Source organism: Burkholderia latens (assembly GCF_902499045.1).
Lineage (GTDB): Bacteria > Pseudomonadota > Gammaproteobacteria > Burkholderiales > Burkholderiaceae > Burkholderia > Burkholderia latens.
In genome coordinates, this window is sequence record NZ_CABVPL010000013.1 from 53,376 (window position 1) to 72,593 (window position 19,218).

A 19,218-nucleotide genomic window follows, 5' to 3' on the forward strand; every position below is an offset into this window, starting at 1 on the left:
GGGCGACGACGCGTCGGACGAAGCCGACGGTGTGAAGGCACGACAGGATTAGTCGGGCAATCGGATCACAGTCACGCCGGCTGGCGGCGCCCGCGGACGCTGCCAGCCGGCACCGCTTCGCGCCGCGACGGGCAACGCATGCGGTCAGAACACCGCGTGCCCGCTGATCAGGCTCGGCAGCCAGGTGGAGAAGAACGGCATGTACGTGACGATGTTGATCGCACTGAAGATCGCGAGGTAGTACGGCCACGCCATCTTCGTCGTCTCGCCGATCGACACGTTGCCGATCGCGCAGCCGACGAACTGCACGGAGCCGATCGGCGGATGCACGAGACCGAGCGAGCAGTTCAACAACAGCATGATCCCGAACTGCACCGGCCCGACGCCGCATGCCATCGCGATCGGCAGGAACAGCGGCGTCGTGATCAGGATGTGCGCGGCCATGTCGACGAACGTGCCGAGGAACACCTGGATGATGTTGATGTACAGCAGCATCAGCCACGGCGCGGCGGTCGACTGCTTCAGCAGCCCCTCGATCGCATCGGGAATCTCCAGGTACGACATCTGGAAGCGCAGCATGTTGGACACCGCGATCAGCAGCAGCACGACGCCCGTCGTACGCGCGGCATGCGACAGCGCGCGGCGCAGCTTGTCGACGGTCAGCGTGCGGTACACGATCGCGGTCAGCACGAGCGAATACACGACGGCGATCGCTGCAGCCTCGGTCGCGGTCGCAATCCCCTTCGCGACGCACACGAGGATGATCGCGATGACCATCAGGCCCGGCACCGCGCCGACGAAGCTGCGCAGCACCGCATACCAGCCGGGAAACGACGGCAGCGCGGACGAACCGTCGTCGCGGCGCGGATAGCCGTGACGCACGGCCTGCCAGTACGCGGCCGCGAGCACGAAACCCATCACCCAAAGCACCGGCAGCAGGCCGGAGAACAGCAGGTCGCCGATCGACACGCCGCTCACCTGCTGGCCGTGCAGCATTCCGGTGATCCCCTGCGCGGCGAACGCGTAGATGATCATGTTGGTCGACGTCGGCATCAGCGCGCCGGCGAGCGACGCGTGCGTCGTCACGTTGACCGCATACGCGGCGCTGTAGCCTTCGCGCTTCATCAGCGGAATCACGACGCCGCCCATCGCCGACGTATCGGCGGTCGGCGAGCCCGACACGCCGCCGAACAGCGTGCACGCGACGACGTTGGCCATCCCGAGGCCGCCGCGGAAATGGCCGACGGTCGCCTGCGCGAAGCGCAGGATCCGATCGGCGATGCCGCCATGCAGCATCAGCTCGCCGGAGAAGATGAAGAACGGCACCGCGAGAAACGAGAACGCGTTCATTCCCGAGATCATCGACTGCATCGCGGTCGCGATCGGCAGCCCTTCGACCATGTAGGTCAGCACGCATGCAAGCCCGAGCCCGAACGACACGGGTACGCCGAGCGCGAGGAATATCAGAAAACTGACGGACAAGATCGCGAGTTCCATGGCGTTATTGTTCCGACGAAGAACGACGAAGCGCGAGCAGATGCTCGAGCGAGAAGAGGATGATGGCAATCGCCGCGGGAATCGTGATCAGGTAGCGCACGCCTTCGGGCAGCCCGATGATCGGAATGCGGTCGCCCATCGTCTCGGCGGCCATGGTGCCGCAGCCGACCATGATCGCGATCGCGAACGCGATCAGGCTCAGGTGCTGAATCGCGATCACGGCCATCCGCGGGCCCGCGGACAGCCGCCGCACGAACGAGTCGAGGCCGATGTGGCCACCGTCTCGCACCTTCATCGCCGCGCCGAACATCGCGATCACGATCACCAGCAGCAGCGCGATCGGCTCGACGAAATCAGGCGCGTTCTCGAACACGTAGCGCATCACGACCGCGTAGAACACCAGCACCGTGAGCGCCGCGAGACTCAGCGACGCGATCACCGCCAGCGCGCGGTACAGCACGTCGTTCGCGCAGCGCAGCAGCGGCGCGGCCGCGCGCGGCCGGCACGGCGCCGCGCCGTCGGCGGCGGCTGCGTCCGGCGAGCCCACGGCCGCGGCGCCATTCAGGGAAGTGCGTCGGGTCACTTGGTCGCCTCGATCTCGTCGACGATCTGCTTCATCTGCGGCGTCTTCTCGTACTTCGCCCACAGCGGCTGCATCGCCTTCACGAACGCGGCGCGGTCGATCTGCGCGGCCGGCAGGATCTTCGCGCCGCCCTTCGTGACCGTCTGCTGCGCGGACGCCTCGCGTGCGGTCCACAGCTTCTGGTAGTACGGCACCGAATCGGCCGCGGCCTTCCGGATCGCCGCCTGCTCCTGCGGCGACAGCGTGTCCCAGATCTTCTTCGAGAACACCAGCACTTCGGGCGTCATCGCGTGCTGCGTCTCCGAGTAGTCGGGCGCCACCTCGAAGTGCTTGGTTTCCTCGTACGACGGCAGGTTGTTTTCCGCCGCGTCGACGAGGCCCGTCTTCAGGCCCGTGTACACCTCGGCGAACGGCATCGGCGTCGGCGTGCCGCCCATCGCCTTGATCTCGTCGACCATCAGGTCGGACGGTTGCACGCGCACCTTCAGCCCCTTCATGTCGGCCGGCGTGCGCACCGGGCGCTTCGCGTAGATCGAGCGCGCGCCGCTCTCGTAGAACGTCAGCGCGATCATCCCCTTCGCCGCGAATGCGTCGAGGATCTTCTGGCCGGCCGGGCCGTACATCGCCTTGCGGAAGTGATCGATGTCGCGGAACAGGAACGGAAACGACGGAATCAGCGACTCGGGCACGATCTCGTTGAACGACGCGCCGTTCACGCGCGCCATGTCGATCGCGCCGATCCGCACCTGGTCGACCGTGTCCTTTTCCGAACCGAGCGCGCTGTTGCCGAATACCTTGATGGAATCCTTGCCGCCCGTGAGCTTCGACAGCTCGTCGCCCATGAACTTGACCGCCATGTTGGTCGGGAAGCTGTCGCCGTGCACGTCCGCCGAGCGGAACACGCGCGCGTGCGCGGACACCGCGAAGCCGGCCAGCAGCGCGACGGCCAGGGCGGTACGGGAGCGGGTGAATCGGTGCTTCATCGTCAGTCTCCTTGATGGTTGCTCGTTGTTCGGCGGCGATTCCGGCGGGTTCCGCACGCGTCGAGGCAGCGTCTGCGCTGGGCCGCAGTCATACGTTGTATGACGTGTTGACCGGAATGTACGTCGGTTAATCGTTTAACTCACTCGGTGCATACCCCTAGACACGCTTCTGTCACGGGTTTCAGCCGGTCTCAGCGGGAAACCCTTCTCTTTCTTTGATCTATATCGCGAAACGTTTTCCGGAAACGGCGCGGCCCGCGAATCCGATCGACCGTTGCGGTGCTTTCCTGCCATCGGGCGGTGTAATTCGGCTCGACATCACTTGTTGTAGGATGACCGATCACATAACAACGACGCACCGCGCCGTCATGAACCCGCGCCGGCCGCACATAGTCGCGTGCGACCGCGCGAGGCGGAGCCAGGCGCACCGGTCCGCCGGAGGTCTTCCGCCGCTTCAGTGTTCATGCGGTGACGCGGGCCGCTGCTTCCATCGTGCGCATTTGCGCACCCTGCCTGCACGCGGTCCGCCACCTGCTTACGTGCTTGTCGCGGCGGGCACGGACAATGCGCGCCAGCCGCGACAGCCAAACGCGAAAGGAGGTGCGTGATGCAGACGAACGAGCCGCAAGAACGACAGCATCCGGATTCGCCGTTGAACCCGGGCGACGAAGGGCCACCCGATGCGCCGGGCGTCGGCGAGGATGTGTGCGGCGTGTGCCGCGGAACCGGGATGGTCGAAGGACAGCCGTGTACGGTGTGCGGCGGGACGGGAAAGGTGTTGCAGGGAATCGGCGGCGGATAGAAGTCAGCCGGCACGAGCCCGGTTCGGTGGCATCCGGCACGCGGCATCCGGACGGAAGCGAGTCGCATGCGCGTCGCTTCGGGGCTGGATCTGATCGCTACGTGGTATTCGCCGCGCCGACTAACAGAATGCGTTCAGCGACCGGCGCGTCGGTCTCGCAAAAATGCGTTCAGCTCGTTGCCCGCGTGCTCGATATGACGCTTGAGCAGCGATGCCGCCGCGCGCGTATCGCCCTTGCGGCACAACGCGACCAGTTCCGCATGTTCGGATTCGGCCACGTCGCGCGCGGCTTCGGACAGCGACAGCTGCACGCGCGTGTAGCGGTCGGTCTGCTGCAGCAGCGATGCGACGATCGCCGACGTCTTCGGCTGCTCGGCGCGGGACAGCAGCAGATGATGCAGTTCCGTGTTCAGTTCGCCCCAACGCCCGGATTGGCTCGCATGCAGCACGGCGCTGTATTCGTCGAGGATCGCGTCGAGCCGTGCAAAATCGTCGGCGGTCAGCCTGGGGATGGATTTTTTCAGCAGCACGGGTTCGAGCAGCGCGCGCAGCTCGAACAACTCGGTGATGTCTTCCGGCGACAACTCCGATACGATCGCTCCCTTGTGCGGCAGAATTTTCACGAGCCCTTCGCTCTCGAGCTGCACGAGCGCTTCGCGCAACGGGATGCGGCTGATGCCGAGCTCCGTCGCGAGCGCATCCTGACGAAGCTGGTATCCGTCGACGTACTCGCCCGTCAGGATGCGGCGGCGCAATTCATTCGCTGCGGCCTCGGCGCGCGTGGCGTAGACAAGAGCAGGGCGTTTCTCGTTCATGTAGCGGTTCGGACGGGGGATGGCGGTCGAGCTGGCGCCGGCGCGGCGGCGGGGATTGGATATTTTCTACAATATTAGCAGACGGAGTTGGCGCGAGCGGCGATGGGCGTACCTTCGCCACCTTGCCCCGCCATGCGCCGCACGCCGTCAGGTTCGCGCCTGCCGCGCAATACGGGACCCGCTCGGCGCGGGTCCGCTCACACCGAGCGGAATCCCGAATGCAACAGAACGGGATTTCGCTTCGGCCGAATGAAGTCTGCGGCGAAACGCCCACCGCGTGGCTGCGCAGAATACTCGGTGCATTCTCTTACGCATGCTTCGTGACCAGGAGCGTGGCCTGACGGATTACGGCGCCGCGATCGGGAGCGCCGACCGTCGTTTTCTCATTCGCCGGCAATCCGAAACCCACCACAAGAAAGCCACCGTTGCGGGTGGCTTCCTTGCATGTGATCAGGCCTCGGCTACCCGCTTCACGCCCCCATCCGCCCCCTCGCCTCCGCATCGACCTCGCGCAACGACTTCCCACGCGTCTCCTTCGCCAGCCCGACGCACACGATCGAAATCCCCGCTGCCGCAACCAGATAAAGCGCGATCGGCGTCGACGAGTGATACCGCTCGAGCAACGACAGCCCGATCAGCGGCGCGAGCGATCCGGCCATCAGCGGCGCGACCTGATAACACAGCGACAGCGCCGTATACCGCACGTTGGTCGGGAACATCTCCGTCATCAGCGCCGAATACGGCGAGTACGTCATCGATTCGATGAACAGCCCGAGCACGATCGCAGCCATGATGATCCAGTCGTTGCCGGTATCCATCATCGGGAACGCGACGAAACCCCATCCGGCGGTCAACACGGCGCCGGTCAGATACACAGGCTTGCGGCCGACGAAATCCGACATCAGTCCCATCAGCGGAATGAAGAAGAAATGGATCGCATTCGCCGCGAACATCAGCTTCAGAATCCGCGTGGTATCGAAGCCGACCACCAGCTTCAGATACGTCAACGAGAACGTGACGACCATGTAGTACAGGATGTTTTCGGCGAACCGCGCGCCGATGCCGATCAGCACCTGACGCCAGTGATGCTTCAGCACGTGCATCACGCCGAGCTGTTTTTCCTGCTTCTGTTCGCGGCGCGCCTGCGCTTCCTTGAAAATCGGCGCGTCGTCGACCTTGCGGCGGATCCAGAACCCGATCAGCACGACCACCGCCGAGAACCAGAACGCCGCGCGCCAGCCCCATGCGAGGAAGTCGGCCTCGGACAGCGAACTCGACAGCACCAGCAGGATGATCGTCGCGACGAGGTTGCCGGCCGGCACGCCGGCCTGCGGCCAGCTCGCCCAGTAACCGCGTCGGTTGTCCGGGCTGTGTTCGCTGACCAGCAGGATCGCGCCGCCCCATTCGCCACCGAACGCGAAACCCTGGATCAGCCGTAACGACACGAGCAGCACCGGCGCCCAGTAGCCGATCGCGTCGAAGGTCGGCAGGCAGCCCATCAGGAACGTCGTGATGCCGACCACGATCAGGCTTACTTGCAGCAGATATTTGCGGCCGAACTTGTCGCCGTAGTAGCCGAACACCAGCCCGCCGATCGGCCGCGCGGCGAACCCGACCGCGTACAGTGCGAACGCGGCGAGCAGCCCGTCGATCGGGTTGCCGGTCTTCTTGAAGAAATGCGTGCCGAACACCAGCGCCGACGCGGTGCCATACAGAAAGAACTCGTACCACTCCGCAACCGAGCCGACCATCGACGCCGCGACGACCCGCTTCAACTCCCGTCTCGACGCCGTGTCCTGCGTGGCCGCTGCACTACCGGGCGAGACCGCTTCGCCTGCCTGACTTGTCATCTTCGAATCTCCTCTCGTTGTGTTCCATTTCCGTTGACGGACCGTTGCGCGAGTAAGCGCGACGAAAGACTTTATACAATATTCAATACACGATCCACGAGAATCTCAAAAATACCTTCGTCGGAAAAGCGACGCGGCGGGCGGTGTCGGCCGGCCGGTACGGCGGGCTTGCTCGACGTCTTTTGATCTGACGGATGTACCGCTCAGGCAGGATTGCGTAGCGCGGCCGCCTACTGCTGGACGCGGGCCGGAGCCGAAAGGCGGCCGCACGCGCATCGCCATGCTTTCCCGAAGAATCGTTCGTTCCCGCCTCGAACGCCGCTGCGGCGCGCCCGACGCCCTCCCCGACGCCCCGAACGACGCCCGTCGTCACGCCCTTTTAATTTTATATTGTATAAAATATTCGAACTGGCTAGAATGCAGTCGTCGATTGGCTGACTCTCGGGCGAAACCGGAGGCAACGTTTCGGCACCGACGCAAACAAGAGGAAGGCCGGCCGCCGTCCGGATCGCATGAAGCACGAACGAGACGGCAAACGCGCACGCACCCACGTTGCCAGCAATGGCAGTTGACCCTATCTGAATGAGGAAACGAGATGAGCGACAACATTTTTACCGGCACCATTCCAGCCCTGATGACGCCGTGCACCGCCGACCGTCAGCCGGATTTCGACGCGCTGGTGAAGAAGGGCAAGGAACTGGTCGCACTGGGCATGCGCGCGGTGGTGTATTGCGGTTCGATGGGTGACTGGCCGCTGCTGACCGAAGCACAGCGCCAGGAAGGTGTCGCGCGCCTGGTCGAAGCCGGCGTGCCGACGATCGTCGGCACGGGCGCCGTGAACTCAAAGGAAGCCGTGTCGCACGCGGCACACGCGGCGAAAGTCGGCGCGCACGGCCTGATGGTGATCCCGCGCGTACTGTCGCGCGGCGCATCGCCGGCCGCGCAAAAGGCGCATTTCTCCGCAATCCTGAACGCCGCGCCGAACCTGCCGGCCGTGATCTACAACAGCCCGTACTACGGCTTCGCGACTCGCGCCGACCTGTTCTTCGAACTGCGTCGCCAGCACCCGAATCTGATCGGCTTCAAGGAATTCGGCGGCGCGGCCGACATGCGCTACGCGGCCGAGAACATCACGTCGCAGGACGACAGCGTCACGCTGATGGCCGGCGTCGACACGCAAGTGTTCCATGGCTTCGTGAATTGCGGCGCGGCGGGCGCGATCACCGGCATCGGCAACGCGCTGCCGCGCGAAGTGCTGCAACTGGTCGATCTTTGCAAGAAGGCCGCGCAAGGCGATGCAGTGGCGCGCGTGCGTGCGAAGGAGCTGGAAGCGGCGCTGGCCGTACTGTCGTCGTTCGACGAAGGCTGCGACCTGGTGCTGTTCTACAAGCACCTGATGGTGCTGAACGGTGACAAGGAATACACGCTGCACTTCAACGAAACAGACGTGCTCAGCGACGCGCAGCGCAACTACGCGGAAGCGCAGTACACGCTGTTCCGCAACTGGTACGCGAACTGGTCGAAGACGATCGCGTAAACGATAACGCGCGATGCTGCGGCGAAACTGTCGCATGCTGGAAACGGGAAGCCACGGATCGTTCCGTGGCTTTTTTCTTTCGCGCGCGATGCGATCGCCATCGCCTCGACGCAAACGCGCGCCCTGCTTCATCCCGCGTTCCGCGCCTCGATCCCGTCGATCTTCGCGAGCAGCGCATGGCCGAGCGTCGTCACGTGGCGCGGCATGCCGGGGATCGCCAGCAACGCTTCGATCCGCTCGCGCCAGTAACTCGGGCGGCTCACGCGCATCGCGCACGGCATCGCCGCCGAACCGGCTTGCGCATCGCTTTCCAGCAGCGCGACCATTTTCTCGATATGAGAAAGCTCGCGCTCCACATAGTCTCTCGTCAGCATGTGATGGCCACCCCGCAATACCGCACCCGGCCTGTCGTCATCGGCGCCGCCGCATGGGCTTTTCGCTCGACGCGTCGTATCCGCTTCCCGTCACGTTACGCGCGTCGTGTGTCAGAAAAGCGCCGGCACGCTGGACGGTTTTGTTCATATCGTCAGACCATTGTCGCTCGGCCGCATCCCCACGCTGTCGCGATCGCGATCCCGCATGCCCCGCTCCCGCTCATTCGTCGCGCCGGTTCCGCATCCGCGCGAACGCGTCGCGCAAATCCGCGCAGAACGCGTCGCCGATCATCGACAACGGCTGCGACGCGGACGTCACCAGATAGAAATGATCGGGCACGGCCGGCTCGAACCGCTTGACGGCCACGCGATGCCGCGCATAAGCCGCGGTCACCGGATCGATCAGCGCGACGCCCGCGCCGTTCGCGACGAACGCGACGATCGTCTGCGACAGCTGCGCCTCGATCGACAGCACGCGCGACACGCCGGCCTCGACGAACACGCGATCGATCGCGCTGCGCGCCTCGAAGCTCGGCGGGAACGAGATGAACGACTCGTCGCGCAGATCGGCCGGCTGCACCACGCGCTTGCGCGCGAGCCGGTGCCCGCGCGGCACGATGCAGCACATCGCGCTTTCCGTGAGCCGCTCGCCGCGCACCGCCGGATGCGGGACAGGCTCCGCGATCAATCCGACGTCGCACTGCCCGGACGCGACCTTGTCGACGACCGTGGACGCACTGTGCGCGAGCAGCGTGATGTCGACGCCCGGATGCGCGGCCGAGAAGCGCGTGACGAGCTCGGGCAGCAGGTCGAGCGCGACGGCCGGCGATCCGGCCACCCGCAGCGTGCCGCGCCGCATCGCGCGAATCTGCTCGGCGGCCTGCGCGACGCGATCGAGCCCGACGAACGCGCGCTCGACCTCTTCGTACAGCACGCGCGCCTGCGCGGTCGGCGTGAAGCGCCCCTGCTGGCGCTCGAACAGCACGAAGCCGACGCGCTCCTCGAGATCGGCGATCAGCCGGCTCACGGCCGGCTGCGAGATATGCAAATCGCGCGCCGCGCGCGTGACGGTATGACGCTGCATCACCGCGCGGAACGCTTCGATCTGGCGGATCCTCAGAGAAGGCGTGGTCATAACACTGGATTATGGGACATTGATCAAGCTGTATTGGACAGTCTATTTTGCCTGCCCGAACATCGATTCAGCAATGTCAAACACGCAAGGAACCGCGCCGCCATGCCCCATAACATGCACGCCTCGACACGATACCCGCGGAGCCGCACATGACCGTGCGCGGCTTCGACGTCGTCGTGGCCGGCGGCGGACTCGTCGGCATGGCGCTCGCGTGGGGCATCGCGCGCGCCGGCAAGCGCGTCGCCGTGTGCGACGGCGACGACATCGCGTTTCGCGCGGCACGCGGCAACTTCGGGCTCGTGTGGGTGCAGGGCAAGGGCGGACGCTGCCTGCCGTACGCGCGCTGGTCGCGCGAATCGTCCGAGCGCTGGAACGCGTTCGCCGCGCAGCTGCAACGCGAGACCGGCGTGAACTGCGGCTTCGAGCGCCCAGGCGGAATCGAACTGTTCGAGCACGGCGATGAGCTTGCGAGCGCGACCGCGCTGCTCGACTCGCTGCATCGGCAGGACGCGGCGCTGTCGTACGAAGTGCTCGACGCAGCCGCGCTGCGCAAACGGATCCCGGCCGCGTCGCCGGCGCTCGCCGGCGCGCTGTGGTCGCCGAACGACGGTCACGCGAATCCGCTCTACACGCTGCGCGCGTTGTTACAGGCGTTCGTGCAACACGGCGGCGTCTATCTGCCGCGCAACGCGGTCAGCGAGATCCGTCCGCGTGCCGGCCGCTTCGAGATCGACACGCGCGAAGGCCTGCTCGAAGCCGGGCGCGTCGTGCTTGCCGCCGGTCTCGACAATGCGCGGCTCGCGCCGATGGTCGACATGCATGCGCCGATCTCGCCGCTGCGCGGTCAGATCATGGTCACGGAACGGCTTGCGCCGTTTCTCGACTACCCGACGCTGGTCGTGCGCCAGACGCCGGAAGGCTCGGTGCTGCTCGGCGACTCGGCGGAAGACGCCGGCTTCGACGACGGCCAGACACGTCCTGCGATGGTCGACATCGCGCGCCGTGCACGCACCGCGTTCCCGGCGCTCGCCCATGCGCGCATCGTCCGCGCATGGGGCGCGCTGCGCATCATGACGCCCGACGGGCTGCCCGTGTACGAAGCGTCGACCACGCATCCCGGCGCGTTCCTCGCGATCTGCCACAGCGGCGTGACGCTCGCGGCCGCACACGCCGATCTCGTCGCACCGTGGATCGCGGGCGACGCCGCACCGGCCGGCCTGTCCGCCTTCAACACCGCGCGCTTCGCCGCGCCCACGGATATCCGGCATGTTTGAATCCATCGTCTCCGCCGCCGCGACGTGCGAGCGCGTGCGCATCCATATCGACGGCACGCCGCACGACGTGCCCGCGCATTACAGCGTCGCCGCCGCGCTACTCGCGACCGGCACCCTCGCGTGCCGTTCCAGCGCAGTCAGCGGCGCACCACGCGGCCCGTTCTGCATGATGGGCGTGTGCTTCGATTGTCTCGTCGACGTCGACGGCGTGCCGAACGTGCAGGGCTGCATGACGCCCGTGCGCGACGGGATGCAGGTGCGTGCGATGCACGGCAGCGCGAGGCTCGCATGACGCACGGCCAGTTCGATTTGCTGATCGTCGGTGCCGGACCGGCCGGAATGGCGGCGGCCGCGGCCGCGCGCAACGCTGGCCTGTCGGTCGTCGTCGCCGACGAAGGCACGGCGCCCGGCGGTCAGATCTATCGCAACGTCGCGGCCGCGCCCGCCGATCTCGCGCGCTGGCTGGGCTCCGATTACACGGCCGGCCGCCCGCTCGTCGACGGCCTGCTCGCGAGCGGTGCGCACTATCTGCCGCGCAGCACGGTATGGCAGATCGCGTTCGAACCGGCGCCGGTCGCGATGCTCACGCAAAGCGGCCCGTCGGGCGGCACGCTCGAAATCGGCGCGCGCGCGGTGCTGATCGCGACCGGCGCGCAGGAGCGGCCGTGGCCGGTGCGCGGCTGGACGCTGCCGGGCGTGATGGGCGTCGGCGCCGCGCAGACGCTGCTGAAATCGTGCGGCCTCGCGCCGTCTGCCGACGCCGTGCTCGCGGGCAGCGGCCCGCTACTGTGGCTGTTCGCCGCGCAACTGCTGAATGCGGGCCGGCGCGTGCGCGCACTGGTCGACACGACGCCGCGCGACGCATGGCGCCGCGCGCTCCCGCATGCGCTGCACGCGCTGCGCGGCGCCGACTATCTGCTCAAGGGCTCGCGCATGCTGCGCGCGGTGCGTGACGCGCGCATTCCCGTCTATCGCGGCGCCACCGACGTGCGCATCGACGGCGACGGCCGCGCGCAATGCATCCGCTTTCGCGCCGCGGACGGCATCGCACAATCGCTCGATACGTCGCTCGTGCTGTTGCACCAGGGCGTGATCCCGTCGACGCAGCTCGCGCGCGCGCTCGGCTGCGCGCATGAATGGGATGAACGCGCGGCATGCTGGCGGCCGCGAACCGACGCGCGCGGCCGAAGCAGCGTCGCGCAGGTATGGATCGCAGGCGATGGCGCGGGCATCGGCGGCGCGCAGGCCGCGGCCCTCGCCGGCGAAGTCGCGGCGCTCGACATCGCGGCCGCGCTCGGCGCGCTCGACCGCCGACAGCAGGCTGAACGCGAACGGCCGGTGCTTCGTGCGTTGCGCCGTCATCTCGCGGTACGTCCGCTGCTCGATGCGCTGTACACGCCGCCCGTCGCGCTGCGCCGCCCCGACGGCGACACGATCGTCTGCCGCTGCGAGGAGATCACGGCCGGCGAGATCCGTGCGCTCGCGGCGCTCGGCTGCCAGGGGCCGAACCAGATGAAGGCGTTCACGCGCTGCGGGATGGGCCCGTGCCAGGGGCGCTGGTGCGGCACGACGGTCGGCGAGCTGATCGCCGACGTACAGCAGCGCGACGTCGGCGATGTGGGCCACTACCGGATCCGCGCGCCGATCAAGCCCGTGACCGTCGGCGAGATGGCCGACGCACTCGAATTGTCGAACGATTTCCGGCGCGGCGAATTCCCGAGCTGAAGCGCGGCCCGCGCATGTACCAAGCTTCCCCACACGAACGGAGCCTGACCATGAAGAACAAGACGCGCATCACGATCCTGCTTTCCGCGGCCGCGATGGCCTTCGCGACGCTGGCGTCGGCGAAGGAATGGACGACGATCCGCATCGGCGTCGATCCGACCTACCCGCCGTTCGAATCGACCGCCACCGACGGCAGCGTGCAGGGTTTCGACATCGATCTCGGCAATGCGCTGTGCGCGAAGCTCAACGCGAAATGCGTGTGGGTGTCGAGCAGCTTCGACGGGCTGATCCCCGGTCTGCAGGCGCGCAAGTTCGACGTGATCCTGTCGTCGATGGCCGCGACCGAACAGCGCCGCCAGCAAATCGACTTCACCGACCGCCTGTACCGCAACCAGACGCGCCTGATCGCACGCACCGGCTCGGGGCTGCTGCCTGAAGCGGCGAAGCTTGCCGGCAAGCGCATCGCGGTCGAACAGGGAACGATCCAGGAAACCTATGCGCGCGACAAGTGGGCGGCGGCGAAGGTCGAAGTCGTGCCGTATCCGAGCTACGACCAGGCGTATGCAGACCTCGTGACGGGGCGCGTCGACGGCGTGCTGATGGACGCGGTGCAGGGCCAGCTCGGCTTCCTCGCGACGCCGCGCGGCAAGGGCTTCTCGTTCGCGGGCGGCGTCGTGTTCGATCCGAAGATCATGGGCAACGGCGACGCGGCCGGCGTGCGCAAGGCCGATACCGACCTGCGCGACGCGCTGAACCGCGCGATCGCGCAGATCCGCAGCGACGGCACGTACAACAAGATCCAGGCGAAGTATTTCGACTTCGACATGTACGGGAATTGACGGCCGGCGTCGGGCATCGCGACGCGTGCGCCGCCGGTTCGCCGCACGCGCTCGAAGCGGTGCCGCATGAGCGGTCTTCAGGGTCGCGGCCGGCACGAACGACGCTATAATCGCCGCTTTCGGTTTGGTCGTTGCCATGAAGCCGCTGGCCGTTCCCTCCCTCGCGAACATCGCGTCGCGCCTTCGCCTGAAGCAGTTGAAGCTGCTGATCGCGCTCGAAAACCACGGTTCGCTGCACAAGGCCGCCGAAGAAATCGCGATCTCGCAACCCGGTGCGACCAAGGTGCTGCGCGAGATCGAGGACATCCTCGGCATGCCGCTGTTCGAGCGGCAACCGAAGGGCCTCGTCGCGAACGACCTCGGCCGTTGCGTCACGCGCTATGCGCGCCTCATCTACAGCGATCTCGAACATCTGCATACCGAAGTGCTCGCGATCACGCAGGGGCATGGCGGCCATCTCGCCGTCGGCGTGATCATGGGCGCGGTGCCGCTGCTTACGCGCGCACTGACCGATCTGCGCCGGCGCCAGCCGCACCTGTCGGTCGAGATCGTCGAAGGCACGAGCGCGAGCCTGCTCGCATTGATCGACGACGGCCGCATCGATCTCGCAATCTGCCGCAACGGCAACGGCCGGCGCCCGGAAGCGTACGACTACGTGCCGCTGAAATCCGAACCGCTCGCGGTCGTGACCGCACGCACGCATGCGCTGGCCGCGCGCGACACGCTGACGCTGCGCGATCTCGCCGACGCCGAATGGGTCGCGTATCCGGTCAACACGCCGATGCGGCTCGCGCTCGAGCGCGCGCTCGCGGATGCCGGGATCGACGTGCCGCGCTATCCGATCGAAACGGCGTCGACGTTCGCGACGCTGACGCTGCTGCAGGAAAACCCGGAACTCGTCGCGATCATTCCGCGCGAAGTCGCGCAATTCGGCGAACGCTTCGGTCTCGTTGCGTGCCTGCCGGTCGCGATTCCCGCGCTCGACGAGCCGTTCGGCGTGGTGGCCCGCGCGTTCGCGCACCTGACGCCCGGCGCGCGGATGCTCGTCGAGACGCTGCAGAGTCCGCAGTTCGTTACCTGATCGGCGAAAACACGGCCGGACGCAGCAGCTTCGACTCCATCTTCTCGAGCATCGGGAACGCCTTCGGCACGAACTTCTCGAGCCAGTCCGGATCCTCGTACAGCGCGGTGCGACGCTTGATGCGGTCGTCGAGGCTCTCGTACGCCCAGATGTGCACGACCTGGTTCAGTTCGCCTATTTCCGTGTACCACCAGCCGACCAGCGTCGCGTAGCGGGAGATCACCGGCAGGCCTTCCTTCTCGAAGTGCCGCAAATATTCGTTCATCTTGCCGATCTGGACCGTGTAGGTCCGCATTTCGTAATACATGAGTGCTCCTGGTTGGATCGAAACGGGAATGACGCGTGTCGTGCGCTCAGATCTCGCCTGCGTATGCGGCGCGAATGATCGCTTCGACATCGCCCGCGGTGGTCAAGCGCGGATTGACGAGCACGTTGCCGCTGCGCATCGAGTCGGCAACCATCTGCGGCAGGTGCGCGAGATCGACGCCGAGTTCGCGGATGTTCGACGGAATCGCGAGCGCGCGATTGAGCTCGACGATCTGCGTGACCAGCGCGCGCGCGGCCTCGTCCGCATCGCGGCCGCTCACGTCGCCGCCGAGCGCCTCGGCGATGTCGCGATACAGCGCCGGGCATGCCGGGCGGTTGAAGTCGATCACGTACGGCAGCAGCGCCGCATTCGCGATGCCGTGCGCGATGTTGAACACACCGCCCATCGTGTGCGAGATCGCATGCACGTTGCCGAGCTTCGACTGCGAGAATGCGACGCCCGCGAGGAACGACCCGAGCAGCATGTCTTCACGCGCGGCGAGATCCGACCCGACGTAGAACGCGTTGCGCAGGCTGCGGCCGATCAGCCGGATCGCGCCGAGCGCGAGCGACTGGCTCACCGGGTTCGCCTGCTTCGACACGTACGATTCGATCGCATGGGTCAGCGCGTCCATGCCGGTGGCGGCCGTGATCGGAGCGGGCAGCTTCAGCGTGAGCTCCGCATCGAGGATCGCGAGCTTCGGGAAAATCTTGTGGCTGACGATCACGGTCTTGAACAGCGTTTCCTTGTTCGTGAACACCGTCGACGCCGTGCATTCGCTGCCTGTGCCGGACGTGGTCGGGATCGCGAACATCGGCAGCGGTTCGTCCGGGATCTTGTTGTAGCCCTCGTAGTCGAGGATCGTGCCGCCGTTGGTCGCCATCGCCGCCACGCCCTTCGCGGTATCGATGCTGCTGCCGCCGCCGACGCCGATCACCGCGGTGCAGCGGTGCTCCTTCAGGAACGTCAGCGCTTCGTCGAGCACGGCCGTGCCCGGATTCGCCTCGACGCCCGAAAACGTTGCATACGCAACGTCTGCGTCGCGCAGCGACGCGAAGAAGCCGTCGAGCACGCCGCTCTTGATCAGGCCTTCGTCGGTCACGACCAGCAGCTTGCCGCTGAACAGCGGCTTCAGCAGCTCGCCGGCCTGGCGCGCGAGCCCGTTGCCGAATTTCAGCGTGGTGGGAAAGAAGTATTGGAAGGGGTTCATGGTGCTGTCTCCGTGTGAAGTCTTCGCACCGAACACTACAAGCGGCCGATCGCCGCCGGTAATGAAAAAACCGGATCGCCCGATAACGGCCGCTTATTCCCGGCTCGCGCCGTTCCGTCTGGTTATCAGGCAATCACGAAGCGTCATTAGGCAAGACGCGGCCGCCGCCCTACAGTCGCTGCACGGGACGAGCCATCGCCCCGCAACCATAACGACGGAGACAACCATGCCCCCCTCGCACGCTTCCGCGGCCTCGACGGCCGCATCGGCGTCACTCGACGCGGCGGCCCGGCCGACCAACGTCCGCTGGCGCATCTTCCTGCTGATGCTGCTGCTGGTCGCGATCAACTACATCGACCGCGCGTCGCTGTCGGTCGCGATGCCGCTGATCGCACCGGAATTCAACCTGTCGCCCGCGCTCGAAGGACTGATGCTGAGCGCGTTCTTCTGGTCGTACGCGCTGATGCAGATCCCGGTCGGCGTGATGCTCGACCGCTATCACACGCGCGGCATCATCGCGACCGCGACGCTCGCATGGGGCGCGTTCCAGGCGCTCGGCGCGGCATCGCACAACTGGATCCTGCTGATGCTCACGCGCATGGGCCTCGGCTTCTCCGAGTCGCCGGTGTTTCCGGCCGGCGCGAAGCTGATCGGCACGTGGCTCACGCCGCACGAACGCGGCCGCGGCGCGGTGCTGGTGGACGGCGGCGCGCCGCTCGGCAGCGCGCTCGGCGCGATCCTGATCTCCGGGCTGATCGCGTGGTTCGGTTCGTGGCGCATCGCGTTCGTGATCGCCGGCGTCGGCACGATGCTGGTGGGCGTGCTCGTGTGGCGCTATATCCGCAACCATCCGTCCGAGCATCCGGGCGTCAACGCGGCCGAACTCGAGCACATCGCGCGCGCGAATCGTCCGGCGAACGCCGCAGCGGAGCGCGTGCCGCTGCGCGAACTCGTGAAGGACCGCTCGGTGCTCGCGATGTTCGCCGGCTACAGCTGCATCCTCGCGGTGTTCTACGGGCTGCTCACGTGGATGCCGAGCTACCTGCACAAGACCTACGGCTTCAACATCGCGACGACGGGCGGCGCGACCTTCATCATCTTCATGTCGGGCTTCGTCGGCGAGTTGATCGGCGGCACCATCGGCGATCGCTGGAAGGCGTCGGGCGCATCGCCGAACCTCGTGATGCGCACGATGTTCAGCGGCTCGTCGCTGATCGCCGCCGCATGCATCCTCGCGGCCGCCTATATCGCGAACGCGAACGCGGTCGTCCTGCTGCTCAGCATCGCGATGTTCTTCATCCGCTTCTGCGGGATGTACTGGAGCCTGCCGGCGATCGTCGGCGGCCCGGCGCGCGCCGGCGTGCTCGGCGGCACGATGAACTTCTGCGGCAGCATGGTCGGCGTGGTGGTCCCGATCGTGATCGGGCTGATCGTCCAGTGGTCGGGCTCGTACTTCTTCGCACTGCTGTTCTTCGTCGCGATGGCGGTGCTGATCGCGGTGTTCTCCAGCATGATCGACTATCGGCCGCGCGCGCACGGTTGAGTGCACGCTCGAACTGCGCGAGCCATTCGTCGCCGTAGAAGTCCTGCGCGAGGTCGTGTACCCACACGATGTCGACGCGATCGCTGCGCACGCGCTTCAGGCTGCGTTCGATCGAGCGCAGCGTCGCGTCCGCCGAGTAGCCGCTGACGGGCCGGTTCGCGCGGCGTGCGCGAAGAGGCCCGTCTTGTCGACGTAGTCGCGCGTGCTCGCGTCTTCGCTTCGTCGAGCACGATGCGGCCGATCTTCGTGATGATCACGTAATCGTCGCGCGAATGGCCGACGAGCACGTCGCCCACGCGCGACTCGGCCAGCCCAGCCCCATACGACGGCGCGGTGCCGGAGTAGCGGATCCCGCGTGCCCACGCGGCCTCGGCGGTCGCGGCGGCTTCTCCAGCGGGGATGTCGCGGAACATGTTGCCGAGCGGGGCGGCGCCGAAGCCAAGCGTGTTGTTGGCCGGCAGCGTGCCCTCGAGACGCCTGCGTTTCTCCGCGGGTCGCGAAAAAGTGAGCCCAGTCTAGGTTGCATGGTTATGTCTTATCAAGACATAATTGATACTACTTGAGTCCCTCAAGGTCTTATATGCTAGACATCCGCCAGCTTCAATATTTCATCGCGGTTGCGGAAGAGGAACATGTCGGGCGCGCCGCCGAACGCCTGCATATCTCGCAATCGCCGCTCAGCCGCCAGATCGCGCAACTCGAGGACAAGCTCGGGCTGACGCTGTTCGAGCGCAGTCAGCAACGCATTCGGCTGACGCGCGACGGCCGCACGTTCCTCAGCGAGACGCAGGCGTTCCTGCGTCACGCGAACCGGCTCGAATCGCTCGCGCGCCGGCTCGGCCGCGGCGACGAAGGCGGCCTCTGCATCGGCTACCTGGAAACGGCCACGCACTCGGGCGTGCTGCCGCGCGCGCTGAAGACGTTGCGTGCCGACCGCCCGGCCGTCCATATCGCGTTGTACAACTACACGTCCGCCGCGCAGCTCGAAGGATTGCGCGAACGCAGTCTGGACATCGCGCTCGTCACCGAGCCGCCCGCGCCGGACGATCCCGAACTCGAATCGATGCGCGTGCTGAACGATCCGATGCTGCTCGCGCTGCCGGAAGAACATACGCTCGCGAAGAAGAAGACGCTTACGCCCGACGATCTCGCCACGCAGGCATGGATCGGCGTCGCGCAACAGGAAAGCGCGCCGCGCCATGGCCCGTTCGTCGCCGCGTGCGCGAAGGCGGGCTTCTCGCCGGACATCTCCGTCGAGGCGAGCGAGCCGCTCGCGGCGCTCGGGCTCGTCGCCGCCGGCCTCGGCGTGACGATGATCCAGCAGAGCCTGCGTCACCAGGTGCCCGAAGGCGTCGTGCTGCGGGAACTGCCGTGGTTCAGTTATCGCACGCCACTATGGGCGGCATGGCACAAGGTCAATCTGCGGCCGCTGGTGGGCGTGTTTCGAGAGATCCTGACGGGCGAGGAAGTGGTCGCGGCGGTCGAATGACATGGGCAGGCGCCGCGCAGTGTGATGGCGGCGGGCGTCGTCGAGGGCACACGGCGCGGCGCGCCGTGTCGCCGTGTCGCCGTGTCGCCGTGTCGCCGTGTCGCCGTGTCGCCGTGTCGCCGTGTCGCCGTGTCGCCGTGTCGCGGCACGAAGACTCGCTGCCCGAAACGATGT

General features: G+C 66.6%; 18 protein-coding genes and 1 pseudogene. 9 read left to right on the top strand and 10 right to left on the bottom strand.

Annotated features, from left to right (window positions below; translation table 11 throughout):
* Nucleotides 1–144: 144 nt before the first annotated feature.
* The 3 genes from BSE24067_RS12020 to BSE24067_RS12030 are packed head-to-tail and all read right to left on the bottom strand — an operon-like array spanning nucleotide 145 to nucleotide 3,063.
* Nucleotides 145–1,497 (bottom strand): TRAP transporter large permease, encoded by a 1,353-nt coding sequence (locus tag BSE24067_RS12020; protein ID WP_151068558.1) that lies wholly within the window; start codon nucleotides 1,495–1,497, stop codon nucleotides 145–147.
* A gap of 4 nt (nucleotides 1,498–1,501) precedes the next feature.
* Entirely contained in the window at nucleotides 1,502–2,080 is a 579-nt protein-coding gene (locus BSE24067_RS12025; RefSeq protein WP_174904764.1) for a TRAP transporter small permease, read from the bottom strand.
* Nucleotides 2,077–3,063, bottom strand: a complete 987-nt coding sequence (locus BSE24067_RS12030) for a TRAP transporter substrate-binding protein (RefSeq protein ID WP_151063941.1) — start codon at nucleotides 3,061–3,063, stop codon at nucleotides 2,077–2,079. The genes BSE24067_RS12025 and BSE24067_RS12030 overlap by 4 nt, the downstream gene beginning before the upstream one ends.
* Nucleotides 3,064–3,670: 607 nt before the next feature.
* Between BSE24067_RS12030 and BSE24067_RS32500 the strand changes: the two genes are divergently transcribed.
* The gene (locus tag BSE24067_RS32500) at nucleotides 3,671–3,865 is read left to right on the top strand and encodes a hypothetical protein (RefSeq protein ID WP_151063942.1); all 195 of its coding nucleotides are present in this window, start codon (nucleotides 3,671–3,673) and stop codon (nucleotides 3,863–3,865) included.
* Between the two features lie 134 nt (nucleotides 3,866–3,999).
* Here BSE24067_RS32500 and BSE24067_RS12035 read toward each other — a convergent pair whose 3' ends face one another.
* Nucleotides 4,000–4,680: a GntR family transcriptional regulator gene (locus BSE24067_RS12035; protein WP_151063943.1), complete on the bottom strand. Its 681-nt coding sequence runs from the start codon at nucleotides 4,678–4,680 to the stop codon at nucleotides 4,000–4,002.
* A gap of 470 nt (nucleotides 4,681–5,150) precedes the next feature.
* Nucleotides 5,151–6,530 carry a fosfomycin efflux MFS transporter AbaF gene (gene abaF / locus BSE24067_RS12040; RefSeq protein WP_151063944.1) on the bottom strand — a complete coding sequence of 460 codons (1,380 nt, stop codon included), beginning with the start codon at nucleotides 6,528–6,530 and terminating at the stop codon, nucleotides 5,151–5,153.
* Nucleotides 6,531–7,125: 595 nt separating this feature from the next.
* On the opposite strand from abaF, the gene BSE24067_RS12045 reads away from it, so the two are divergent.
* Nucleotides 7,126–8,067: a dihydrodipicolinate synthase family protein gene (locus BSE24067_RS12045; protein ID WP_038571588.1), complete on the top strand. Its 942-nt coding sequence runs from the start codon at nucleotides 7,126–7,128 to the stop codon at nucleotides 8,065–8,067.
* Nucleotides 8,068–8,195: 128 nt separating this feature from the next.
* Here the strand turns inward: BSE24067_RS12045 and BSE24067_RS12050 are convergent, their stop codons facing one another.
* On the bottom strand, nucleotides 8,196–8,441 hold the full coding sequence (locus BSE24067_RS12050; protein WP_151063945.1) for a hypothetical protein: 246 nt from the start codon (nucleotides 8,439–8,441) through the stop codon (nucleotides 8,196–8,198).
* A gap of 220 nt (nucleotides 8,442–8,661) precedes the next feature.
* A complete protein-coding gene (locus BSE24067_RS12055; RefSeq protein WP_151063946.1) occupies nucleotides 8,662–9,576 on the bottom strand; it encodes a LysR substrate-binding domain-containing protein in 915 nt (304 codons plus the stop codon).
* Nucleotides 9,577–9,725: 149 nt separating this feature from the next.
* Here BSE24067_RS12055 and BSE24067_RS12060 point away from each other — a divergent pair, with 149 nt between their 5' ends.
* The 5 genes from BSE24067_RS12060 (at nucleotide 9,726) to BSE24067_RS12080 (ending at nucleotide 14,495) form a co-directional block, all read left to right on the top strand.
* A complete protein-coding gene (locus BSE24067_RS12060) occupies nucleotides 9,726–10,850 on the top strand; it encodes an NAD(P)/FAD-dependent oxidoreductase (protein ID WP_151063947.1) in 1,125 nt (374 codons plus the stop codon).
* Nucleotides 10,843–11,142 (top strand): (2Fe-2S)-binding protein, encoded by a 300-nt coding sequence (locus tag BSE24067_RS12065; RefSeq protein WP_151063948.1) that lies wholly within the window; start codon nucleotides 10,843–10,845, stop codon nucleotides 11,140–11,142. The genes BSE24067_RS12060 and BSE24067_RS12065 overlap by 8 nt, the downstream gene beginning before the upstream one ends.
* Nucleotides 11,139–12,575, top strand: coding sequence for an FAD/NAD(P)-dependent oxidoreductase (locus BSE24067_RS12070; RefSeq protein ID WP_151063949.1), 1,437 nt, complete (start codon nucleotides 11,139–11,141; stop codon nucleotides 12,573–12,575). Before BSE24067_RS12065 ends, BSE24067_RS12070 begins: the two co-directional genes overlap by 4 nt.
* A 50-nt stretch (nucleotides 12,576–12,625) precedes the next feature.
* On the top strand, nucleotides 12,626–13,414 hold the full coding sequence (locus BSE24067_RS12075) for an ABC transporter substrate-binding protein (protein WP_151063950.1): 789 nt from the start codon (nucleotides 12,626–12,628) through the stop codon (nucleotides 13,412–13,414).
* A gap of 136 nt (nucleotides 13,415–13,550) precedes the next feature.
* On the top strand, nucleotides 13,551–14,495 hold the full coding sequence (locus BSE24067_RS12080; RefSeq protein WP_151063951.1) for a LysR family transcriptional regulator: 945 nt from the start codon (nucleotides 13,551–13,553) through the stop codon (nucleotides 14,493–14,495).
* Here BSE24067_RS12080 and BSE24067_RS12085 read toward each other — a convergent pair.
* Nucleotides 14,488–14,802 carry an NIPSNAP family protein gene (locus BSE24067_RS12085; protein ID WP_059682945.1) on the bottom strand — a complete coding sequence of 105 codons (315 nt, stop codon included), beginning with the start codon at nucleotides 14,800–14,802 and terminating at the stop codon, nucleotides 14,488–14,490. The two genes, BSE24067_RS12080 and BSE24067_RS12085, sit on opposite strands and share 8 nt — an antisense overlap.
* Nucleotides 14,803–14,848: 46 nt before the next feature.
* The gene (locus BSE24067_RS12090) at nucleotides 14,849–16,012 is read right to left on the bottom strand and encodes an iron-containing alcohol dehydrogenase (protein WP_151063952.1); all 1,164 of its coding nucleotides are present in this window, start codon (nucleotides 16,010–16,012) and stop codon (nucleotides 14,849–14,851) included.
* A 226-nt stretch (nucleotides 16,013–16,238) separates the two neighbouring features.
* Here BSE24067_RS12090 and BSE24067_RS12095 point away from each other — a divergent pair, with 226 nt between their 5' ends.
* Nucleotides 16,239–17,555 (top strand): MFS transporter, encoded by a 1,317-nt coding sequence (locus tag BSE24067_RS12095; protein ID WP_151063953.1) that lies wholly within the window; start codon nucleotides 16,239–16,241, stop codon nucleotides 17,553–17,555.
* Here BSE24067_RS12095 and BSE24067_RS12100 read toward each other — a convergent pair.
* Nucleotides 17,527–18,016 (bottom strand): annotated as a pseudogene (locus BSE24067_RS12100) (aldo/keto reductase); the annotation flags it as partial. The gene BSE24067_RS12095 and the pseudogene BSE24067_RS12100 overlap by 29 nt on opposite strands.
* Nucleotides 18,017–18,135: 119 nt before the next feature.
* On the opposite strand from BSE24067_RS12100, the gene BSE24067_RS12105 reads away from it, so the two are divergent.
* Nucleotides 18,136–19,044 carry a LysR family transcriptional regulator gene (locus BSE24067_RS12105; protein ID WP_151063954.1) on the top strand — a complete coding sequence of 303 codons (909 nt, stop codon included), beginning with the start codon at nucleotides 18,136–18,138 and terminating at the stop codon, nucleotides 19,042–19,044.
* The last annotated feature ends 174 nt before the right edge of the window (nucleotides 19,045–19,218 follow it).